Annotated in this window: 18 protein-coding genes; 11 read left to right on the top strand and 7 right to left on the bottom strand. The window is 73.1% G+C overall.

Annotated elements, in window-relative coordinates; all coding sequences use genetic code 11:
- The first annotated feature begins 207 nt into the window (after positions 1–207).
- Genes AB0G32_RS38935 through AB0G32_RS38920 form a run of 4 tightly spaced genes read left to right on the top strand, consistent with a single transcriptional unit; the run spans position 208 to position 4,677 of the window.
- Positions 208–1,467 carry a sugar ABC transporter substrate-binding protein gene (locus AB0G32_RS38935; RefSeq protein WP_361175261.1) on the top strand — a complete coding sequence of 420 codons (1,260 nt, stop codon included), beginning with the start codon at positions 208–210 and terminating at the stop codon, positions 1,465–1,467.
- An 11-nt stretch (positions 1,468–1,478) separates the two neighbouring features.
- The gene (locus AB0G32_RS38930; protein WP_361175258.1) at positions 1,479–2,435 is read left to right on the top strand and encodes a sugar ABC transporter permease; all 957 of its coding nucleotides are present in this window, start codon (positions 1,479–1,481) and stop codon (positions 2,433–2,435) included.
- Between the two features lie 5 nt (positions 2,436–2,440).
- Complete coding sequence (locus AB0G32_RS38925; RefSeq protein WP_361175255.1) at positions 2,441–3,271, top strand: carbohydrate ABC transporter permease; 831 nt, start codon at positions 2,441–2,443, stop codon at positions 3,269–3,271.
- Positions 3,272–3,297: 26 nt separating this feature from the next.
- Positions 3,298–4,677 carry a GH1 family beta-glucosidase gene (locus AB0G32_RS38920; RefSeq protein ID WP_361175252.1) on the top strand — a complete coding sequence of 460 codons (1,380 nt, stop codon included), beginning with the start codon at positions 3,298–3,300 and terminating at the stop codon, positions 4,675–4,677.
- Between the two features lie 81 nt (positions 4,678–4,758).
- Here AB0G32_RS38920 and AB0G32_RS38915 read toward each other — a convergent pair whose 3' ends face one another.
- Positions 4,759–6,003: an ROK family protein gene (locus AB0G32_RS38915; protein ID WP_361175249.1), complete on the bottom strand. Its 1,245-nt coding sequence runs from the start codon at positions 6,001–6,003 to the stop codon at positions 4,759–4,761.
- A 77-nt stretch (positions 6,004–6,080) separates the two neighbouring features.
- On the opposite strand from AB0G32_RS38915, the gene AB0G32_RS38910 reads away from it, so the two are divergent.
- From AB0G32_RS38910 to AB0G32_RS38900, 3 genes are all read left to right on the top strand, one after another.
- Positions 6,081–7,286 carry an MFS transporter gene (locus tag AB0G32_RS38910; RefSeq protein ID WP_361175268.1) on the top strand — a complete coding sequence of 402 codons (1,206 nt, stop codon included), beginning with the start codon at positions 6,081–6,083 and terminating at the stop codon, positions 7,284–7,286.
- Positions 7,287–7,349: 63 nt separating this feature from the next.
- Complete coding sequence (locus tag AB0G32_RS38905; RefSeq protein ID WP_361175246.1) at positions 7,350–8,081, top strand: maleylpyruvate isomerase family mycothiol-dependent enzyme; 732 nt, start codon at positions 7,350–7,352, stop codon at positions 8,079–8,081.
- 25 nt (positions 8,082–8,106) lie between these two features.
- Entirely contained in the window at positions 8,107–8,373 is a 267-nt protein-coding gene (locus tag AB0G32_RS38900; RefSeq protein ID WP_361175243.1) for a DUF6332 family protein, read from the top strand.
- A 91-nt stretch (positions 8,374–8,464) separates the two neighbouring features.
- On the opposite strand, the gene AB0G32_RS38895 is transcribed toward AB0G32_RS38900, so the two are convergent.
- A complete protein-coding gene (locus AB0G32_RS38895; protein WP_361175240.1) occupies positions 8,465–9,172 on the bottom strand; it encodes a TetR/AcrR family transcriptional regulator in 708 nt (235 codons plus the stop codon).
- A gap of 204 nt (positions 9,173–9,376) precedes the next feature.
- On the opposite strand from AB0G32_RS38895, the gene AB0G32_RS38890 reads away from it, so the two are divergent.
- A complete protein-coding gene (locus tag AB0G32_RS38890; protein ID WP_361175237.1) occupies positions 9,377–9,829 on the top strand; it encodes a nitroreductase family deazaflavin-dependent oxidoreductase in 453 nt (150 codons plus the stop codon).
- 3 nt (positions 9,830–9,832) lie between these two features.
- Here the strand turns inward: AB0G32_RS38890 and AB0G32_RS38885 are convergent, their stop codons facing one another.
- Positions 9,833–11,131, bottom strand: a complete 1,299-nt coding sequence (locus AB0G32_RS38885; protein ID WP_361175233.1) for a geranylgeranyl reductase family protein — start codon at positions 11,129–11,131, stop codon at positions 9,833–9,835.
- Positions 11,132–11,357: 226 nt separating this feature from the next.
- Here AB0G32_RS38885 and AB0G32_RS38880 point away from each other — a divergent pair, with 226 nt between their 5' ends.
- On the top strand, positions 11,358–12,713 hold the full coding sequence (locus AB0G32_RS38880) for a dipeptidase (RefSeq protein ID WP_361175230.1): 1,356 nt from the start codon (positions 11,358–11,360) through the stop codon (positions 12,711–12,713).
- A gap of 115 nt (positions 12,714–12,828) precedes the next feature.
- Here AB0G32_RS38880 and AB0G32_RS38875 read toward each other — a convergent pair whose 3' ends face one another.
- The 3 genes from AB0G32_RS38875 to AB0G32_RS38865 form a co-directional block, all read right to left on the bottom strand.
- A complete protein-coding gene (locus tag AB0G32_RS38875) occupies positions 12,829–13,872 on the bottom strand; it encodes an NUDIX domain-containing protein (protein WP_361175227.1) in 1,044 nt (347 codons plus the stop codon).
- A 140-nt stretch (positions 13,873–14,012) separates the two neighbouring features.
- Entirely contained in the window at positions 14,013–14,195 is a 183-nt protein-coding gene (locus tag AB0G32_RS38870; protein ID WP_361175224.1) for a hypothetical protein, read from the bottom strand.
- A 70-nt stretch (positions 14,196–14,265) separates the two neighbouring features.
- A complete protein-coding gene (locus tag AB0G32_RS38865; protein WP_361175221.1) occupies positions 14,266–15,219 on the bottom strand; it encodes an ROK family protein in 954 nt (317 codons plus the stop codon).
- Positions 15,220–15,403: 184 nt separating this feature from the next.
- Here AB0G32_RS38865 and AB0G32_RS38860 point away from each other — a divergent pair, with 184 nt between their 5' ends.
- Positions 15,404–16,444, top strand: a complete 1,041-nt coding sequence (locus tag AB0G32_RS38860; RefSeq protein WP_361175264.1) for a LacI family DNA-binding transcriptional regulator — start codon at positions 15,404–15,406, stop codon at positions 16,442–16,444.
- A 168-nt stretch (positions 16,445–16,612) separates the two neighbouring features.
- On the opposite strand, the gene AB0G32_RS38855 is transcribed toward AB0G32_RS38860, so the two are convergent.
- The gene (locus AB0G32_RS38855) at positions 16,613–17,932 is read right to left on the bottom strand and encodes an aldolase/citrate lyase family protein (RefSeq protein ID WP_361175218.1); all 1,320 of its coding nucleotides are present in this window, start codon (positions 17,930–17,932) and stop codon (positions 16,613–16,615) included.
- 195 nt (positions 17,933–18,127) lie between these two features.
- On the opposite strand from AB0G32_RS38855, the gene AB0G32_RS38850 reads away from it, so the two are divergent.
- Entirely contained in the window at positions 18,128–19,027 is a 900-nt protein-coding gene (locus AB0G32_RS38850) for an endonuclease/exonuclease/phosphatase family protein (protein WP_361175215.1), read from the top strand.
- Positions 19,028–19,178: the final 151 nt, after the last annotated feature.

The raw sequence follows: 19,178 nt of genomic DNA, 5'->3' as shown, positions 1-19,178 counted from the left end.
GCCTACGAGTCCTTCGACGCGCAGGCCGCCGCCGCCCGCGGCATGGCCTTCGAACACCTCGACCAACTCGCCATGGACCACCTCCTCGGCGCCCGCTGATTCCGGGTTCGCGGGTCCGCCGGTGCCCGCGAACACTCCTTGATCCGCCCCGTGACACCGTGGTCGCGCGGGCGGGCCGGCACCCCCTCGCACCCAAGGGCACCCACCGTGACAGCACACCCTCCGGCCGCCGGTCCTCGCCGGCGCCGTCGCTCACGCCGCGCCGCAGTCCCGCTCGCCGCCGTCTCCGTCCTGGTCGCCGGGGCGGCGCTGACCGGCTGCGGACAGCAACGCGACCCCGATGTGTACACCGTGATGAACTCCTCGACCGACGAGTCCTACCACCGCTGGGACGCGGAGGCGATGGCCCGCTGCGGCAAGCAGCTGGGCGTCACCATCGAGCAGCAGAGCGTCCCCGCCGCCCAGGTGATGACCAAGGCGCTGCGCATGGCCTCGTCCAAGTCGCTGCCGGACATCGTCCAGTTCGACGCCTCCGAGATGCCGACGTTCGCCGACGCGGGCGGTCTGGTCGATCTCAAGTCCCTCGGCCTGAGCACCCAGGACATCCCCGAGGGCATCGTCAACTTCGGCTCCTACAAGGGGACGTACTACGGGGCGGCGCGCTCCGTGAACACCCTCGCCCTCTTCTACAACAAGGACCTGCTCGACGAGGCCGGCGTCGAGGTCCCCAGGACCTGGGACGAGATGCGCGCGGCCGCGAAGAAGCTCACCCAGGGCAAGCGGTACGGGCTGGCGCTGAGCGCGGGCGGCGCGGAGGACGGTGTCTTCCAGTTCATGCCGTTCATGTGGTCCAACGGCGGCGACGAGTCCGAGCTGGACAGCCCGCAGGTCGCCGAGGCGCTGGACTACTGGAAGGCGCTGCTGGCGGACGGTTCGCTGTCGAAGTCGACGGTCAACTGGACCCAGGCGGACGTCAACGACCAGTTCATGGCCGGCAACGCGGCGATGATGATCAACGGCCCGTGGCAGGTGGAGACCCTCAACACGGACAAGTCGCTGCAATGGGAGATCGCGCAGATCCCGGTGCCCAAGGCGGGCGACGACTCGGTCGGTCCGCTCGGCGGCGCGATCCTCACCGTGCCCAACACCGGTGACGAGCAGCGTGAGAAGACGGCCGGGAAGATCGTCGCCTGTCTGTCCAGCCAGCAGGAGCAGCTGACCTACGCGCTGAACAGCTGGATGGTGCCGGCCAACACCAAGGCCGCCGCGGTGTGGCGGGAGAAGGTGCCGGAGCTGGACGCGCTCGCCGACCAGGTGGCCGTCGCCCGGTCCCGTACCGCTCAGCTCGGCGCCGGCTGGTCGAGCGTGTCGCTCGCCCTCCAGAGCGCCTTCCAGTCGGCCCTGACCGGTGAGTCCAGCGAGGCCGCCCTCAAGCGCGCCCAGCAGCGGGCCACGAGCGGGAACTGAGGTACGTGACCATGACCACCTCCACCGTCACCGCGACGCCGGCCGCCAGAGAACCCAAGGCGGCCACCGCTTCCGATCCGAACCGGCTCAGGCGCCGGCGCCGGCTCACCCAGTGGGGCTTCGTCGCCCCCGCCGTCGTCTTCATGCTGCTGTTCTTCGGCTACCCGCTGGTCCGCAACGTCGTGATGAGCTTCCAGCACTACACGCCGAAGACGTTCTTCACCGGTGAGTCGCCGTTCAACGGCACCGACAACTGGTCGAACGTCTTCCAGGACGCCCTGTTCGGCAAGGCCCTGTGGCACACCCTGGTGTTCACGGCGGGCTCGCTGCTGGGCCAGTTCTGCATCGGCCTGGCGCTGGCCGTCTTCTTCAACCGCCGCTTCCCCCTCAACGGCGTACTGCGCTCCCTGATCCTGCTGCCGTGGCTGGTGCCCATGGTGGTGTCCGGTGTCGTGTGGCGCCGCATCCTGGACCAGGACACCGGCGTACTGAACACCTTCCTGGACACCGTGGGCCTGGGCAGCGGTCACACCCCGTGGCTGACCAGCCCGGACATGGCACTGCTGTCGGTGATCCTGGTCAACATCTGGATCGGCATCCCGTTCAACATGGTCATCCTGTACGGCGGTCTCCAGGAGATCCCGAAGGAGCTGCACGAGGCGGCCGCCCTGGACGGCGCCTCCGCGTGGCGGACCTTCCGGTCCGTCACCCTGCCGATGCTCAAGCCGGTGGTCACCGTCGTGCTGGTGCTCGGCTTCATGTCGACGGTGAAGATCCTCGACCTGATCCTCGCCCTCACCGACGGCGGACCGGCCGACGCCACCCAGACGCTGGGCACGCTCACCTACCAGAACTCGTTCGTGCAGCTGGACTTCGGCGCGGGCGCGGTCGTCGGCAACGTACTCATCCTGATCTCCGCCGTGTTCGCGGTGTTCTACCTGCGGGCCAACCGCACCGAGGGGAAGTGACGTCCATGGCCTCGCCGACCACCACCACGGCACCGAGGCGCCGCTGGGGTTCCACCGTCGCCGGTGTGCTGATCCTGTGCGTGATGCTCTTCCCGCTGTACTGGATGCTCAACACCGCGCTCCAGCCGGAGTCGGGCCTGCTCAAGGTCGACCCGGTGCCGGGCAGCCTGGACCTGTCCGGGTTCTCCAAGGCCATCACCGACCAGGGCGGCCATCTGCTGACCTCGCTGGCCGTCTCGCTCGGCGCGGTCGTCATCTGCCTGGCGATCGCCGCGCCGGCCGCCTACGGGCTGGCCCGGTTCGGGCTGCGCGGCTCGAGGACCATCGTCTTCGGCACCCTGATCACCCAGATGGTGCCGGGCATCGTCATCGCCAACGCGCTCTACAACTCGTACGTCGATCTGGGCCTGGTCAACTCCTACTTCGGCCTGATGCTGGCGGACGCCTCGCTCGGCATCCCGTTCTCCATCGTGCTGATGCGCTCCTTCATGGTGTCCATCCCCGGCGAGGTGATCGAGGCGGCGCAGATCGACGGCGCCGGGCCGGTGCGGACGTTCGTCAAGGTGGTGCTGCCGATGAGCCGCAACTCGCTGATCACGTCCGGGCTGTTCGCGTTCCTGTTCTCGTGGAGCGACTTCATGTTCGCGCTCACCCTGAACACCACCGACGAGGTCAAGCCGGTCACCCTCGGCATCTACCAGTACATCGGCGCGCACGTCGGCGACTGGGGTTCGGTGATGGCCGCCTCGGTGCTGTCGGCGGTCCCGGCGGCGATCCTGCTCGTCCTCGCCCAGAAGTACATCGCCGCCGGCATCTCCGGCGGTTCCGTCAAGTGACCGCCCCGCACCCGGAAATGGGACCCATGACTGACTTCCCCGGCTTCCCGCCCGGCTTCGTCTTCGGCGCCGCGACCGCCTCGTACCAGATCGAGGGCGCGGCGGCGGAGGACGGCCGCTCCCCGTCGATCTGGGACACCTACAGCCACACCCCCGGTCTGACGGCGAACGGCGACACCGGTGACGTGGCCTGCGACCACTACCACCGCTACCCCGAGGACGTGGCGCTGCTGCGCGACCTGGGCGTGGACTCGTACCGCTTCTCGATCGCCTGGCCGCGCATCGTGCCGGACGGGTCGGGACCGGTGAACGCCAAGGGGCTGGACTTCTACTCGCGGCTGGTGGACGAGCTGCTGGCGGCGGGCATCGAGCCGGCCGCCACCCTCTACCACTGGGACCTGCCGCAGGCCCTCGAGGACCGGGGTGGCTGGCGGGTGCGGGAGACGGCGGAGCGGTTCGCCGAGTACACGGCCGTGGTGGCCGAGCACCTCGGTGACCGGGTGCCGCGCTGGATCACGCTGAACGAGCCGTGGTGCAGTGCCTTCCTCGGCTACTCCATCGGGCGGCACGCGCCCGGCGCCAAGGAGGGCCGGGGGGCGCTGGCCGCCGCGCACCACCTGCTGGTGGGGCACGGTCTGGCGGTCAAGGCGCTGCGCGCGGCCGGAGTGCGCGAGGTCGGCATCACGCTCAACCTCGACCGCAACCTGCCCGCCACCGACTCCCCCGCCGACCTCGCGGCGGTGGTCCGCGCGGACACCCAGCACAACCTGGTGTGGACCGAGCCGATCCTGGCGGGCCGCTACCCGGCCACCGAGGAGGAGACCTGGGGCGAGCTGATCACCGGCGCGGACTTCCGCCGCGACGGCGACCTGGCGCTGATCTCCCAGCCGCTGGACTTCCTCGGCATCAACTACTACCGGCCGATCGTGGTCGCCGACGCCCCGCACCGCGAGCCCGACCCGGCGGTCCGGGTGGCGACCGACAACCGGTACGAGGAGGTCACACTCCCCGGGGTGCGGCACACCGCGATGAACTGGCCGGTGGTGCCGGAGTCCTTCACCGATCTGCTGGTGCGGCTGAAGAAGCAGTACGGCGACGCGCTGCCGCCGGTGCACATCACCGAGAACGGCTCGGCGGAGGACGACATGGTCGCCGCCGACGGCGCGGTGCACGACACCGACCGGGTGGAGTACCTGCGCGGCCACCTGACCGCGCTGAAGGCGGCGATCGACGCGGGTGTGGACGTCCGCGGCTACTACGTCTGGTCGCTGCTGGACAACTTCGAGTGGGCGTACGGCTACGACAAACGGTTCGGGATCGTCCGGGTCGACTACGCGACGCAGGAGCGCACGCCGAAGGACAGCTACCGGTTCTACCAGGAGCTGATCGCCGCCAACCGGGGGTGATCGGCGGCCGGGAGGGGCCGCCCGGCACCGGGCGGCCCTTTCTCATGCCTCTTTCTCATGCCCTTTTCTCGTGCCCCCTTCTCATGCCTCGCCGCCGCGTGCCGCGTACGCCGCCGGGTCCGCCAGCACCTCGCGGACGATGACGCCGGCCGCGCCCCTGGCCGCGTCGCCCAGCGACGAGGAGGCCCGCAGCCGCTTGCCGCCCTCGGTCCACAGACCGGAGACCACCCTGAGGGCCAGTTCGCGGTCGACGGCGGGCGCCAGCCAGTCGCTCAGTTCCCGGTAGACGCCGCCGAGCATCACCGCCTCGGGGTCGAAGAGGTTGACGGCGCCGGACACCACCACGCCGAGCTGCCGGCCCGCCCGCTCGATCGCCGCCAGCGCGTCCGGCTCGCCGCGCCGGGCCCGGCGCCCCAGTTCGGCCACGCCCCGCACGCCGGTGTCCGCGTCGAGGCCGGCGGCCGTCAGCAGGGCGCCCTGACCGGCGTACTGCTCCAGGCAGCCGCGCGCCCCGCAGCGGCACAGCGGGCCGTCCGGGTCGACCACCATGTGCCCGATCTCGCCGGCGAAGCCGTGCGCGCCGCGCAGCAGTTCGCCGCGCAGCACCAGGGCGCCGCCGATGCCGATCTCACCGGTCAGGTAGAGGAAGCTGCGCACGCCCTCGGTGCCGGCGCCGAACCACAGCTCGGCCAGGGCGGCGGCGTTGGCCTCGTTGTCGGAGCTGACCGGCAGCGGGCGCTCGGCGGGGCGCAGGGAGAGCAGCGCCTGCGCGAACAGGCCCTCGACCGCGACCCGCTGCCAGCCGAGGTTCGGAGCCTGGCGGACGCTGCCGCCGGTGACCAGACCGGGCAGCGCGACATGGACGCCGGCCGGGCCGAGGTCCTGCTCGGCGGCCGAACCGATGGCGCGGGCCGCGAGCCGGGCGGCGCGGGCCAGCACCTCGGAGGGCTGGACGCCCCGGTTGTCGACGTGCTCGACCAGCCGCACCCGGTCGGTGCCGGCCAGGTCGACGACGCAGACGGTGATGAAGTCGATGTTGATCTCGACACCGAGGCCCGCCGGGCCGGTCCTGGACACCTTCAGGACGGTGCCGGGGCGGCCCACCTGGCCGCTGCTGGTCTTGCCCCACTCGGTGACGAAGCCGTACTCCAGCAACTGTTCGACCAGGGAGGACACCGCCGCCCGGGTCAGTCCGACGTGCGTGGCGATACCGGCTCTGGTGGCCTCCCCCGCGTCGTGCACGGCCCTCAGGACCAGACTGAGGTTGTGCCGTCGGACCGTGGCCTTGTCGGCCTTCGGCTCCAGGGGGGTCAGGTTGTTCTTCATCGTGGTGTCGAGCGTATGCGACGCCCGGCGGGCCCCTTGCCCGGTCCGAGGGGTGCTCCTACTCTCACTTTGTGCCGCTGATAAACAAAACCCGTTCGCACCACGCCGGGCCGGGCCCCGGCGACCAGCTCGTCCGGCTCCGGATCGCGCTGACCGTCTTCTTCGCCCTGGACGGCTTCGTCTTCGCCGGCTGGGTGGTGCGCATCCCCGCCATCAAGGAACAGACCGGTGCCTCCGCCAGTGCCCTGGGGCTGGCGCTGCTCGGCGTGTCGGCGGGCGCCGTCGTCACCATGACCCTGACCGGACGGCTCTGCCGCCGCTACGGCAGCCATCCGGTCACCGTCGTCTGCGCCGTCCTGCTCTGTCTCAGCGTCGCCCTGCCCCCGCTCACCCACTCCGCGCTCGCGCTGGGCGCCGTGCTGCTGGTGTTCGGCAGCGCGTACGGCGGGATCAACGTCGCCTTCAACAGCGCCGCCGTCGATCTGGTGGCCGTACTGCGCCGCCCGATCATGCCCAGTTTCCACGCCGCGTTCAGCCTCGGCGGCATGGTCGGCGCGGGGCTCGGCGGGCTGGTCGCCGGGTCGCTGTCCCCGCTGTGGCACCTGCTCGGCCTCACCGGCGTCGGCCTGCTCGTCACCCTGGCGGCGGGCCGGGTCCTGCTGCGCTGCGAACCGCTCGTGCCGCCGGACCGCTCGCCCCGGAGCGACCAGGCACCGCGCGCGAAGCCGGACGCCCGTACCCGCCGGCTCGTCGTCACCTTCGGGCTGATCGCCCTGTGCAGTTCCTACGGGGAGGGCGCCATGGCCGACTGGGGCGCGCTCCACCTGGAGCAGGACCTGGACGCCGCGCCGGGTCTCGCGGCGGTGGGTTACTCGTGTTTCGCGCTGGCCATGACGGTGGGCCGGCTGACCGGCACCACGCTGCTCGAGCGGCTGGGCCGGACCCCGACCGTGGTGGCCGGCGGCGCGGTCGCCGCGGCCGGGATGCTGCTCGGCGCGCTCGCCCCGGCGGCGTGGGCGGTGCTGTTCGGCTTCGCGGTCACCGGGCTCGGGCTGGCCAACATCTTCCCGGTCATGGTGGAGCGGGCCGGGGCGCTGGGCGGGCCCGGCGGGGTGGCGACCGCCTCCACGCTCGGCTACGGCGGCATGCTGCTCGGGCCGCCCGCGATCGGCTTCATGGCCGACTGGTTCTCCCTGCCGGCGGCGCTGACCAGCGTCGCGGCGCTGGGCGCGGTGGCGGCGCTGGTCGCGTTCGCCAATCGGCGGGTGATGAGCGCGGGCTGAAGGCTTCCGACGCGCGAAAATCCCTTGTGCCGCAGGAGACTTGGTGCGGCAGACTCACCCGTCATGGAGACTGCCACGTACATCGAGACCCTGGACCGCGAGGGCCGGCTGCTGGCCGCGGCCGCCGAGGCGGCCGGCAGTGCCGCCGAGGTGCCGCACTGTCCGGGCTGGCGGGTGCCGGACCTGGTGAAACACACCGGAGCCGTGCACCGCTGGGCGGCGTCCTTCGTCGCCGAGGGGCACACCGCTCCCCGCCCGATAGGCGAGGCGCCGGACCTGGACGGCACCGCGCTCACGGACTGGTTCCGCGAGGGACACGGGCGACTTGTCGACACGCTCACCGCCGCCGCACCGGACACCGACTGCTGGCACTTCCTGCCCGCGCCGACCCCGCTGGCCTTCTGGGCCCGGCGGCAGGCCCACGAGACGACCGTGCACCGGTTCGACGCCGAGTCGGCGGCCGGGGCCACCCCTTCCGTACCGGACCCGGAGTTCGCCGCCGACGGCATCGACGAACTGCTGTGCGGCATGCACGCCCGCCCCAAGAGCCGGGTCCGCGCCGAGAAGCCCCGGGTGCTGCGGGTCCGGGCGACCGACGTCGCCGGCGCGGTGTGGACCGTACGCCTGTCGCCGGAGCCGCCGGTCACCGCGCGGGGCGACACCGGGGACGCCGAGTGCGAGATCGCCGGTCCGGCCGGGCCGCTGTACTTCGCGCTGTGGAACCGGCAGCCGTTGCCGGAGGTCACCGGCGACGCCTCGCTCGCCGAACTGTGGCGGGAGACCTCGGGCGTCTGAGGCGGCGGCATGTGAGACTTCCGGTATGACCAGTCACGGGGGACGGCGCACCCCGGCCGAGCGCGACGCCATCACCGTCGAGATCGGATACGCCTTGTGCAGCGCGGCGTTCGCGGCGGCCGTGCTGTTCGGCGCGGTGGCCGGACCGGCGTACGTCTTCGAGCTGCCGGCCGGGGCGCGCCGCGCCCTGACCGGGGCGGGCACCACGCTTGCGGCGGTGGTCTTCGCGGTCCGGGTGGTGAGCGTGCTGCTCCGCTTCGGGCGGGCCGGCCGGACGGGTTCCGGCTCGTAGCCCGGCAGCCGGGTTCCGACGCCTGGGCCGGCCCCAGCGGTCGCGCCCGGCCGGCCCGGTCCGGTGCGACGAGCCGGGACCGCGCGGCGGTTCAGCCGGCCTCCGCCCCGGCCATCAGCCCCACCCCGTCGGCGAGCCGGGCCGCCGCGTGCCGGAAGAACTCCGGCCGCTCCTCGACGACCCCCTTGAACTGGCCGAAGACCTCGAAACTCACCAGCCCGAACAGCTGCGCCCAGGCCGCGACCAGGGCCGTCACCGTCCCGGGCGGCAGGTCGGGCGCGAGGTCGGCGGCCATCCGCTCCGCCTCCGGCCGCAGTTCGGCGGCGGGCGGGGCCGGCCGGGTCAGGCCGAGCGCCCGGTGCGCGTCCCGGAGGATGCCGATGAGCACGTACCCGACGCGGGCGGCGGCGCGGACGGTGTCCTGCGGGGCGGTGTAGCCGGGCACCGGCGAACCGTAGATCAGGGCGTACTCGTGCGGGTGCGCCAGCGCCCAGGCCCGGACCGCCTCGCAGACCGCGATCCAGCGCTGCCGGTGGCCGGCGTCGGCCGCCGCGTCGCGGGCCTGCTCGGCGGTCTCGCCCACCGCGTCGTAGGCGTCGATGATGAGGGCGGTGAGCAGGTCGTCGCGGCTCGGGAAGTAGCGGTACAGGGCGGAGGAGGCCAGGCCCAGTTCGCGGGCCACGGCGCGCAGCGACAGCTTGGCGGCGCCCTCCTCGGCGAGCTGTCTGCGGGCCTCGGTCTTGATGGCCGCCGTGACCTCGGTCCGGGCCCGCGCGCGGGCGCCCTGTGCGGTGCTCATGCGGCTCAGTGTGCCACAGGGCGAGAGCACCGCACACAAAAGAGAGCAGTGCTCTTGAATTCACCGGACACCTCTGCGCATACTCGTCCCAGCGCAAGAGAGAGCAGTGCTCACACACGAGAGCGGCGCTCTCTATATCTCGGCTTGGTTCTCGTTCTCGTCTTCGTTCTCGTCCTCGTCCTCGTCCTCGTCCAGGGGGTTCCCGTGTCCACGCATGTGCAGCAGCCCGGTTGGTTCACCGTCAACGTCCTCAACCGGTCCGTCGCCTGGCTGACCCGGCGCGGGCTCAGCGTCTGGGGCTCCCGGGTGCTGGCGGTCCGCGGCCGCAAGAGCGGACAGTGGCGGACCACCCCCGTCAACCTGCTCACCGTGGACGGACAGCGGTACCTGGTCGCGCCGCGCGGTCATGTGCAGTGGACGCACAACATGCGCGCGGCCGGCGGGGGCGAGCTGCGCCTCGGCCGGCAGGTGGAGGCGTTCACCGCGACCGAGGTGGCCGACGACGACAAGCCCGCGCTGCTGCGGGCCTACCTCAAGCGCTGGAAGGCGGAGGTCGGGATCTTCTTCGGCGGCGTCGGCCCGGACTCCTCCGACGCCGAACTGCGCCGCATCGCTGCCGACCACCCCGTCTTCCGGGTCACGGCCTCGCGGCCGTAGCACTCAGGAACCGGCCCGGCCCGGCTCGTCAGCGGCCACCGGCTCGTCCGCCGGGGCCCGGCCCTGGTCCGCGGCCGGCGCCGCCGCCTCCGCCTGCCTGCGGTCCAGCACCGTCAGGGCGCGCTGCGCGATCGGGTGGTTGCGGACCAGCTCGGCCAGCGTCGTCGAGCCCCGGGTGATGTCCCGGAACGCGTTCCACGCGGGCCGGAAACCGGTCAGGGCCGCGTGGAAGATCCCCGGGCGGCGCTCGAACGCGGCCAGCATCCGCTTGCCGACGCTCATCTCGACGCCCAGCCCGGCCTTGATGGCGAAGGCGTAGTTCAGGGCCTGGCGGCGGGCGTCCACCGCGTCGTGCGCCTCGGCTACGCGCACCGCCCACTCCCCCGCCAGCCGCCCCGAGCGCAGCGCGAACGAGATGCCCTCCCGGGTCCACGGCTCCAGCAGCCCCGCCGCGTCCCCGCACACCAGGACCCGGCCGCGGGAGAGCGGCGAGTCGTCGGCGCGGCAGCGGGTGAGGTGGCCGGAGGAGATGCTCGGCTCGAACCCGGCGAGGCCGAGGCGCCCGATGAAGTCCTCCAGGTAGCGCTTGGTCGCCGCGCCCTCGCCGCGGGCCGAGATGACCCCGACCGTGAGCGTGTCGCCCTTGGGGAAGACCCAGCCGTAACTGCCCGGCATCGGGCCCCAGTCGATGAGCACCCGGCCCTGCCAGTCCTCGGCGACCGGCCGCGGGACCGGGATCTCCGCCTCCAGGCCCAGATCCACCTGGTCGACCTTCACCCCGACGTGCGCCGCTATCCGGCTGGCACTGCCGTCCGCGCCGACCACCGCGCGGGCCAGCACGGTCTCGCCGCCCTGGAGCACGACTGCGGCCGTACGCCGGTCGGGGACCGCCGAGCCGTGCTGCTCGACCCGCGACACCGTGACGCCGGTGCGCAGTTCGGCACCCGCCTTCTGCGCGTGCTCGACCAGCTGCTGGTCGAACTCGGGCCGGTTGATCAGCCCGAACAGCATCTGCTTGGCCCGGCGGGTGCGGGTGAAGCGTCCGTTGTGGGAGAAGGTCACCGCGTGCACGCGGTCCTTGAAGGGCAGCTCGAAGCCCGGCGGGAGCGAGTCGCGCGAGGGTCCGATGATGCCGCCGCCACAGGTCTTGTAGCGGGGCAGATCCGCCTTCTCCAGCAACAGCACGCGCCGTCCCGCGACCGCCGCCGCGTAGGCGGCCGAGGCCCCCGCGGGTCCCGCGCCCACCACGACGACGTCCCACACCTGACGCGCGTCGTCCGCCGAAGAGTTCTCGCTGCTCACGATGGTCTACTGCTCCGATCAAACCGCATGCCGCACCTGTCCCCCGCATCCTACGGTGGGCATCGCCGCAGGCCACTGTGGGAGGATCGGCAATGTATGCGCCCTGCACACACCGTGCGCACACCAGGGCGTGCCCACACCGCACGATCACCCGCGAACACCGCACAAAACGGAACGGTCAGCGAGTGGTCATCAGTACAACGTCGCACCTACAAGGAGCGTGCCCATGCCGTCGAATCCGGTCGCCGAGACCGTCGCCGCCCTGATGCCCCGGGCGCGGGCCGAACTCACCGAACTGGTGGCCTTCCGGTCGGTGGCCGACTTCGAGCAGTTCCCGAAGAGCGAGAGCGAGGCCGCCGCCGAATGGATAGCCGGCGCGCTGCGCGCCGAGGGCTTCGAGGACGTCGCCCTGCTCGACACCCCGGACGGCACCCAGTCGGTGTACGGGTACCTGCCCGGTCCCGAGGGCGCGAAGACGGTGCTGCTCTACGCCCACTACGACGTGCAGCCCCCGCTGGACGAGGCCGGCTGGACCACTCCGCCGTTCGAGCTGACCGAGCGCGACGGCCGCTGGTACGGACGGGGCACCGCCGACTGCAAGGGCGGCGTCCTCATGCACCTGCTGGCGCTGCGCGCGCTGAAGGCCAACGGCGGCGTGCCGGTGCACGTCAAGGTGATCGCCGAGGGCTCGGAGGAGCAGGGCACCGGCGGTCTGGAGCGGTACGCCGAGGAGCACCCGGAGCTGCTCACGGCCGACACGATCGTCATCGGCGACGCGGGCAACTTCCGGGTCGGCCTGCCGACGGTCACCACGACCCTGCGCGGCATGACCCTGGTCCGGGTCGCCGTCGACACCCTCGAAGGCAACCTGCACTCCGGGCAGTTCGGCGGCGCGGCCCCGGACGCGCTGGCCGCGCTGATCCGCACGCTGGACTCGCTGCGCGCCGAGGACGGTTCGACGACCGTCGACGGGCTGGCCGGTGACGGCACGTGGGACGGCCTCCAGTACGCGCCGGAGGCGTTCCGCGCGGACGCCAAGGTGCTGGACGGTGTGGAGCTGATCGGCTCCGGCACGGTCGCCGACCGCATCTGGGCGCGGCCGGCCGTCACGGTGCTCGGCATCGACTGCCCGCCGGTCGTCGGCGCCACGCCCTCGGTGCAGGCAGGCGCGCGGGCCCTGGTGAGCCTGCGGGTGCCGCCGGGCACGGACGCCACCGAGGCCGTCAAGCTGCTCCAGGCCCACCTGGAGGCGCACACGCCGTGGGGCGCCCGGGTCGCCGTCGAACCGGTCGGCCAGGGCCAGCCGTTCCGCGCCGACCCCACCAGCCCGGCGTACCAGGCCATGGCGGACGCGATGGCGGTGGCGTACCCGGGCCAGCGGATGCAGTACGCCGGCCAGGGCGGCTCCATCCCGCTGTGCAACACCCTGGCCGGCCTCTACCCCGACGCGGAGATCCTCCTCATCGGCCTGAGCGAACCGGAGGCCCGTATCCACGCGGTCGACGAGAGCGTCTCCCCGGACGAACTGGAGCGCCTGTCGGTGGCGGAGGCGCTGTTCCTGCGCAACTACGCGGGCAGCTGACAGCCGCCGGGAGGGGCGACGGCCCAGGCGGCGCGGGGCGGTGCCGACACGCGGCTGCGCCGCGCGGGCGCGCCCAGCCACGACCGGTCCGCACCCGGCAGCCGCCCCGCCCGCCTCACCCGACCGGAACCCCCGCCTCCAGATACAACGCGGCCCCCCGCTCCCGGGCCCGCAGGGCCCACCGCAGCCGCGCATACCGCACCGGCGGCAGCAGCCCCGCCGCCTCCTCCTCGCCGACGAACCGCCAGCCGCGCAGTTCGGGCCCGGGCAGCAGCAGCCGCCCGGCGTCGGCGGAGGCCAGCCGGCCACCGTCGAAGAGCAGTCTGAGCCCCCCGTACCCGGGCGGCTGCGGCGGCTCCCAGTCGACGACCAGCAGCGACGGTACGTCGTCCAGGTGGACGCCGGTCTCCTCGGCGACCTCGCGGATGCCCGCGCGGGCGGGGGCCTCGCCGGGTTCGACGACGCCGCCCGGGAACTCCCAGCCCGCCTTGTAGGTGGGGTCGACCAGCAGCACCCGGTCGTGCTCGTCGAAGAGCAGGACGCCGGCGGCGATGGTCTCGGCGGTGGGTTCCGGGGTCTGCACGATGTCGCAGAGGGGCGCCGCGCCGGTGCCGACCGCGTCGGCTATGCGGGCGGCGGTCTCCCCCGGGGTGAGACCGCCGTTGTCGACCGGGTGCGCGTCGGCCATCAGCCAGCCGCCGAGCGCCGCCCGGTAGGGCTCCATGTGGTCGTACGACCACTGCCGTACCCGGAGCTCGCCGTCGGGCGGGTCCGGGGGGAGCTCGCGGCGGGATATCCGCTCCCGCAGGATCGTTTCGGCCGGGGCCAGCAGGATGTGCCGGACGGCGATCCGGCGGGCGGCGAGGCCGCCGAAGATCTCATCCCGGTACTCCTGGCGCAGCAGGGTCATGGGAACCACCAGCGTCCCGCCCAGCTCGGCGAGCATCGCCGCCGCCGTGTCGATGACGAGACGCCGCCAGATCGGGAGGTCCTGGTAGTCGCCGACCTCGGCGAGGCGTTTGGGCGGGAGCAGGTGCGCGAGCGCTCCGCCGATGACCTCGGGGTCGAAGAGCGTGCTGTTCGGGATCAGGTCGATCAGTTCCCGTGCGGTGGTCGTCTTCCCCGCACCGCACGCGCCGTTGATCCAGACGACGGTCACAGGTCCCCCTCTTCTGTTGGCCCCCTGTGGCTTGCCCGCTCCACCCTGCCACGGAAACCAGCCCCAGTTGAGGGCGTACGAAAGCGGCGCCGCCGCCCCTGGCCGGGACGTCGGCGCCGCTCGGCCGGGCTCCGGGCCGGTCAGTCCTTCGGCGTGTGGTCGTGCGGGGCCAGGCTGTCCTCGCTGACGTCGACGTGGTTGAGGACGTCCGTGGCCTTGCGCAGGTCGATCGGCAGCTCCCCCGCGGCGTGCGAGGGGGTGACGGCCGCGACCACGAAGCCGGTGGCGAGGGAGGCGAGGGCGAGCATGCTGCGCTTCTTCATGCCGGGTTCAACTGCTCGGCCGCCCAGGAGTTACCCTCCGGCCCTCCGGCCGGTTGCGTCGGCGCCCGCCTCACACCCCGGCCGCCGTCACGCCCTCCGTCCGGGTGAGCGCCGCCGCGGCCGCCCCCACCAGACCCGCGTCCGTGCCCATCTGAGCCGGCGTCACCGTCAGGCGGCGTACGAAGGAGAGGGTGGCGTACGAGGCCAGCGCCCGGCGCAGGGGGGCGAAGAGGACCTCGCCCGCCTTGCCCACGCCGCCGCCGATCACGGCGATGTCGATCTCGACCAGGGTCGCGGTGGCCGCGATGCCGGCGGCCAGCGCCTGGGCCGCCCGCTCGAAGGAGGCCACCGCCACCGGGTCGCCGGCCCGGGCCGCGGCGGCCACCGCGGCGGCGGAGGTGTCGCCGTCGGCCCCGGGACACCAGCCGCCCTCCAGGGCGCGCCGCGCGATGTTGGGGCCGCTCGCGATGCGCTCCACGCAGCCGCGCGCACCGCACGGGCAGGGGTCGCCGTCGAGATCCACGCTGATGTGACCGATGTGACCGGCGTTGCCGGTGGGCCCGGGGTGCAGCCGTCCGTTCAGGACCAGACCGCCGCCGACCCCGGTGGAGACCACCATGCACAGCGCGTTGTCGTGGCCGCGGGCGGCGCCCTGCCAGTGCTCGGCGGCGGTGATCGCCACCCCGTCCCCGATCAGCTCGACCGGCAGACCGCCCGCGGCCGCCCGGACCCGGGCCACCAGCGGGTACTCCCGCCAGCCGGGCACGTTGACCGGACTCACCGTGCCGGCCGACGCGTCCACCGGTCCGGCGCTGCCGATGCCGACCGCCGTGGCCCGCGGCCACAGGGGCGCGGCGGTCAGCTCCCCGAGCACCTCCTCGACGGCCCCCATCACGGTGTCGCCGTTCTCCCGCGCGGGGGTGGCCCGCTGGGCCCGCACCAGAATCCGGCCGGCACCGTCCACCAGCGCACCGGCGATCTTGGTGCCGCCGATGTCCAGCGCGGCCACGAGGTCGGTGTCCATCAGAGTCGGTTCTCCCCGTCAGCCTTCGACAACACGAGCGCGTCGCGCTCTTCGCGATGGACAGTGTCCACCCGATCTGACAACGTTGTCCAGGCTCTATGCTCGATGCCACATCCTCATACAACCCCATGGGCGATCCGGTCCCCGTGGACGAACAGGACAGGAATCGCCCATCGTGCCCGACATGGCCCGCCCCGCCCACCGCAGCAGCGGGAACCGTTACGGCAACCGTCCGACCATGAAGGACGTCGCCGCCCGCGCCGGTGTCGGCCTGAAAACCGTGTCCCGGGTGGTGAACGGGGAGCCGGGGGTGACCCCGGAGACCGAGCGCCGGGTCCAGGAGGCCATCGACGCGCTGGGCTTTCGCCGCAACGACAGCGCGCGGGTGCTCCGCAAGGGCCGCACCGCCAGTGTCGGGCTGGTCCTGGAGGATCTCGCGGACCCGTTCTACGGGCCGCTCAGCCGGGCCGTGGAGGAGGTGGCCCGCTCGCACGGGGCGCTGCTCATCAACGGGTCCAGCGCGGAGGACCCGGAGCGGGAGCAGGAACTGGTGCTGGCCCTGTGCGCGCGGCGGGTGGACGGGCTGGTGGTGATCCCGGCCGGGGACGACCACCGGTACCTGGAGCCGGAGCTGAAGGCCGGGGTGGCCACGGTGTTCGTGGACCGGCCGGCCGGGCACGTGGACGCGGACGTGGTGCTGTGCGACAACTTCGGCGGCGCCCGGGACGGCGTCGCCCACCTCATCGCGCACGGTCACCGCAGGATCGGTTTCATCGGCGACATGCCCCGCATCCACACCGCCGCCGAGCGGCTGCGCGGCTACCGGGCCGCGATGGAGGACGCGGGCATACCCGTGAAGGACTCCTGGATGTCCCTGGGTGTCACCGACCCGGAGCGGGTGCGCCGGGCGGCCGAGGAGATGCTCGCGGACCGGGACCCGGTCACCGCGATCTTCACCGGCAACAACCGGGTGTCGGTCACGGTGATCCGGGTGCTGGCCGGGCACACCCGGGGCGTCGCCCTGGTCGGCTTCGACGACATCGAGCTCGCCGACCTGCTGCGGCCCGGACTCACCGTGGTCGCCCAGGACGCGGCGGCCCTGGGCCGGACCGCCGCGGAACGCCTGTTCGGCCAGCTGGACGGGGGCCTGCTCGTCCCCGAGCGCATCGAACTGCCGACCCGTCTGATCACCCGGGGCTCGGGTGAGCTGCCGCCGGCGGACTGACCGGCGCGCGGTGCGCCGGCCCCTGCCGTCGGGCTCCCGTCCCCCGGCCCGCGGCCGCGCGACGCCCCGCACGCTCCCCCGGCCTGCGGCCGGCAGGACCCCCGGAGCAGGCACCTGACGCCGCCGGGCCCGCCGTCCGGGCGGACGGCGGAAGTTCGCCCGCCTGACCTATCGCGCCGAAGCCGTCAGGTCCCCGCGCCTCGGTGCCGAGTAGCTCTCCAGGTCGGCGCGGGTCAGCCCGGTCAGGCGGGCGACCTCGCCGATGTCCAGGGCGCCGCAGTCCAGGCCGCGCAGCAGGTAGCCGCTGAGCGCCTTGGCGGTGGCGGGCTCGTCCATGACGTCGCCGCCGGCCTGGTTGACGTAGCGGGCGAGGCGGCCCGCGGCCTGTTCGAAGCCCTCGCGGTAGAAGGCGAAGACGGCCGCGTAACGGGTCGGGAGGTGGCCGGGGTGCATGTCCCAGCCCTGGTAGTAGGCGCGGGTCAGGGCGCGGCGGGTGAGCCCGTAGTGCAGGCGCCAGGCGTCGTGCACCTGGGCGGTGGGACCGACCGGCAGCACGTTGGTGGAGCCGTCCGAGACCCGGACGCCGGTGCCCGCGGCGGCGACCTGCATGACCGCCTTGGCATGGTCGGCGACCGGGTGGTCACTGGCCTGGTGGGCGGCGGAGACACCGAGGCAGGCGCTGTAGTCGAAGGTGCCGTAGTGCAGACCGGTGGCGCGCCCCTCGGCGGCCTGGATCATGCGGGCGACCGTCGCGGTGCCGTCGGCCGCGAGGACGGCCTGGCTGGTCTCGATCTGGATCTCGAACCCGATCCGGCCCGGCGTCAGACCGCGCGCCGTCTCGAACGCCTCCAGCAGCCGCACCATCGCGGTGACCTGCTCCGGGTACGTCACCTTCGGCAGGGTGAGGACCAGCCCGTCCGGCAGCCCGCCGGCCTCCAGCAGACCGCTGAGGAAGATGTCCAGCGTGCGGATGCCCCGGTCGCGGACGGCGGCCTCCATGCACTTCATGCGGATGCCCTGGTACGGGGCGGCCGTGCCACGCCCAGCCGTCGGCCGGGAGGTGCCGTCGGCGCCCGCCTCGGCGATCAGCCGGGCGGCGCGGGCGGCGTCCTGGTCCTCGTCCCGGCCGTGGTAGCCGTCCTCGAAGTCGACCCGCAGGTCCTCGACCGGCTCGCGTTCCAGTTTGGCCCGCACGCGCGCGTACACCGGCTCGGCGAGGTCGCCCGGCAGGCCGAGCACGGCGGCGAAGGAGGCGGCGTCCGGGGCGTGTTCGTCGAGCGCGGCGAGGGCCGCGTCGCCCCAGGCGCGTACCGTGTCGGCGGCGAAGGCGTCGCCGGGGACGTAGACGGTGTGCACGGGCTGGCGGGTGCCGGGGTCTCCGGGGTAGCGGCGGGCCAGTTCCGCGTCGACCGGCGCGAGGGAGGCGCTGATCCGCTCGCCGACCGCGCCCGCGAGGCTCGTCGCCACCTTCTCCAGCTGACCACCCATGCAGCACCCTCCTCGTTTCCGCCCCACAGGAATTCCACTGTGCGGAATCAACAATCCGTAGAGCGAAGTTATCCGGCGATCTTCCCGCCGGTCAACACCGTCTTGCCCACCGGTCCATCCACCACTCTCGGCATGTTCACGTCCATCTGGCACGGTCGTCGTGCCCACCGGCGTACCCCTTCGGAAGGAGCTCCCGTGCCCAGTCCCGGCCGGTTCACCCGCCGTCTGAGCCTGAAGACCGCCCTGGCCACCGCCGCCGCCCTGCCGCTCGCCAGTACACCATCCGCCGCCGCCACGCCCCTGGAGCGCGACCCGGGCCGGCTGGAGGTCATGTCGTTCAACCTGCGGTTCGCGAGCAGCGCCGAACCCAACAGCTGGGCCGTGCGCAGACCCGTGACCCGCGCGCTGCTGCGCCACGAGCGCCCGCACGTCATCGGTACCCAGGAGGGCCTGTACCAGCAGGTGCGGGACATCGAGGCCGACCTCGGCGCGGCCTACGACTGGATCGGCACCGGCCGCGCGGGCGGCAGCCGCGACGAGTTCATGGCCGTGTACTACGACACCCGCCGGCTCGCGCCGCTGGAGTACGACCACTTCTGGCTCTCCGACACGCCGGACGTGATCGGCTCGAACACCTGGGGCGGCGGTTCCATCCGCATGGTCACCTGGGTCCGCTTCAGCGATCTGGGCGACGGCGGCCGGGAGTTCCACTTCCTGAACACCCATCTGGACAACGCGAGCCAGAACGCACGCGCGCGGGCCGCCGCGCTCGTCGCGGAGCGGATCGGCGGTCTCGACGAGTCGCTGCCGCTGGTGGTGACCGGGGACTTCAACGTGGCCGCGCACGGCAATCCGGTCTACGACACCATGCTGGGCGCCGGTCTCGTGGACTCCTGGGACGCGGCGGCCCGGCGCGGCGCGGCGTACGCCACGTTCCACGGCTACCAGCCGCTCACCCCGGACGGCGACCGGATCGACTGGATCCTGGTCACCCCGGGCGTCACGGTGCACCGCGCGGACATCAACACCTTCGCGCGGGACGGGCAGTTCCCCAGTGACCATCTGCCGGTGCAGGCGTCGCTGACGCTCGGCTGAGGGGCCCGGACGGCCGAGGCCCCCAGGACCGGGGGGCGGTCCTGGGGGCCTCGGCCGTCGTCGCGACGGGATCAGCCCTTGCGGGTCTTGATCTCCTCGGTGAGCTGCGGGACGACGTCGAAGAGGTCGCCGACGACGCCGTAGTCGACGA

It is taken from the genome of Streptomyces sp. NPDC023723, assembly GCF_040639815.1.
Taxonomy (GTDB): Bacteria; Actinomycetota; Actinomycetes; order Streptomycetales; family Streptomycetaceae; genus Streptomyces.
The sequence above is the reverse complement of the archived record's forward strand: the minus strand, read 5'-3'. Positions and strand labels throughout refer to the sequence as shown.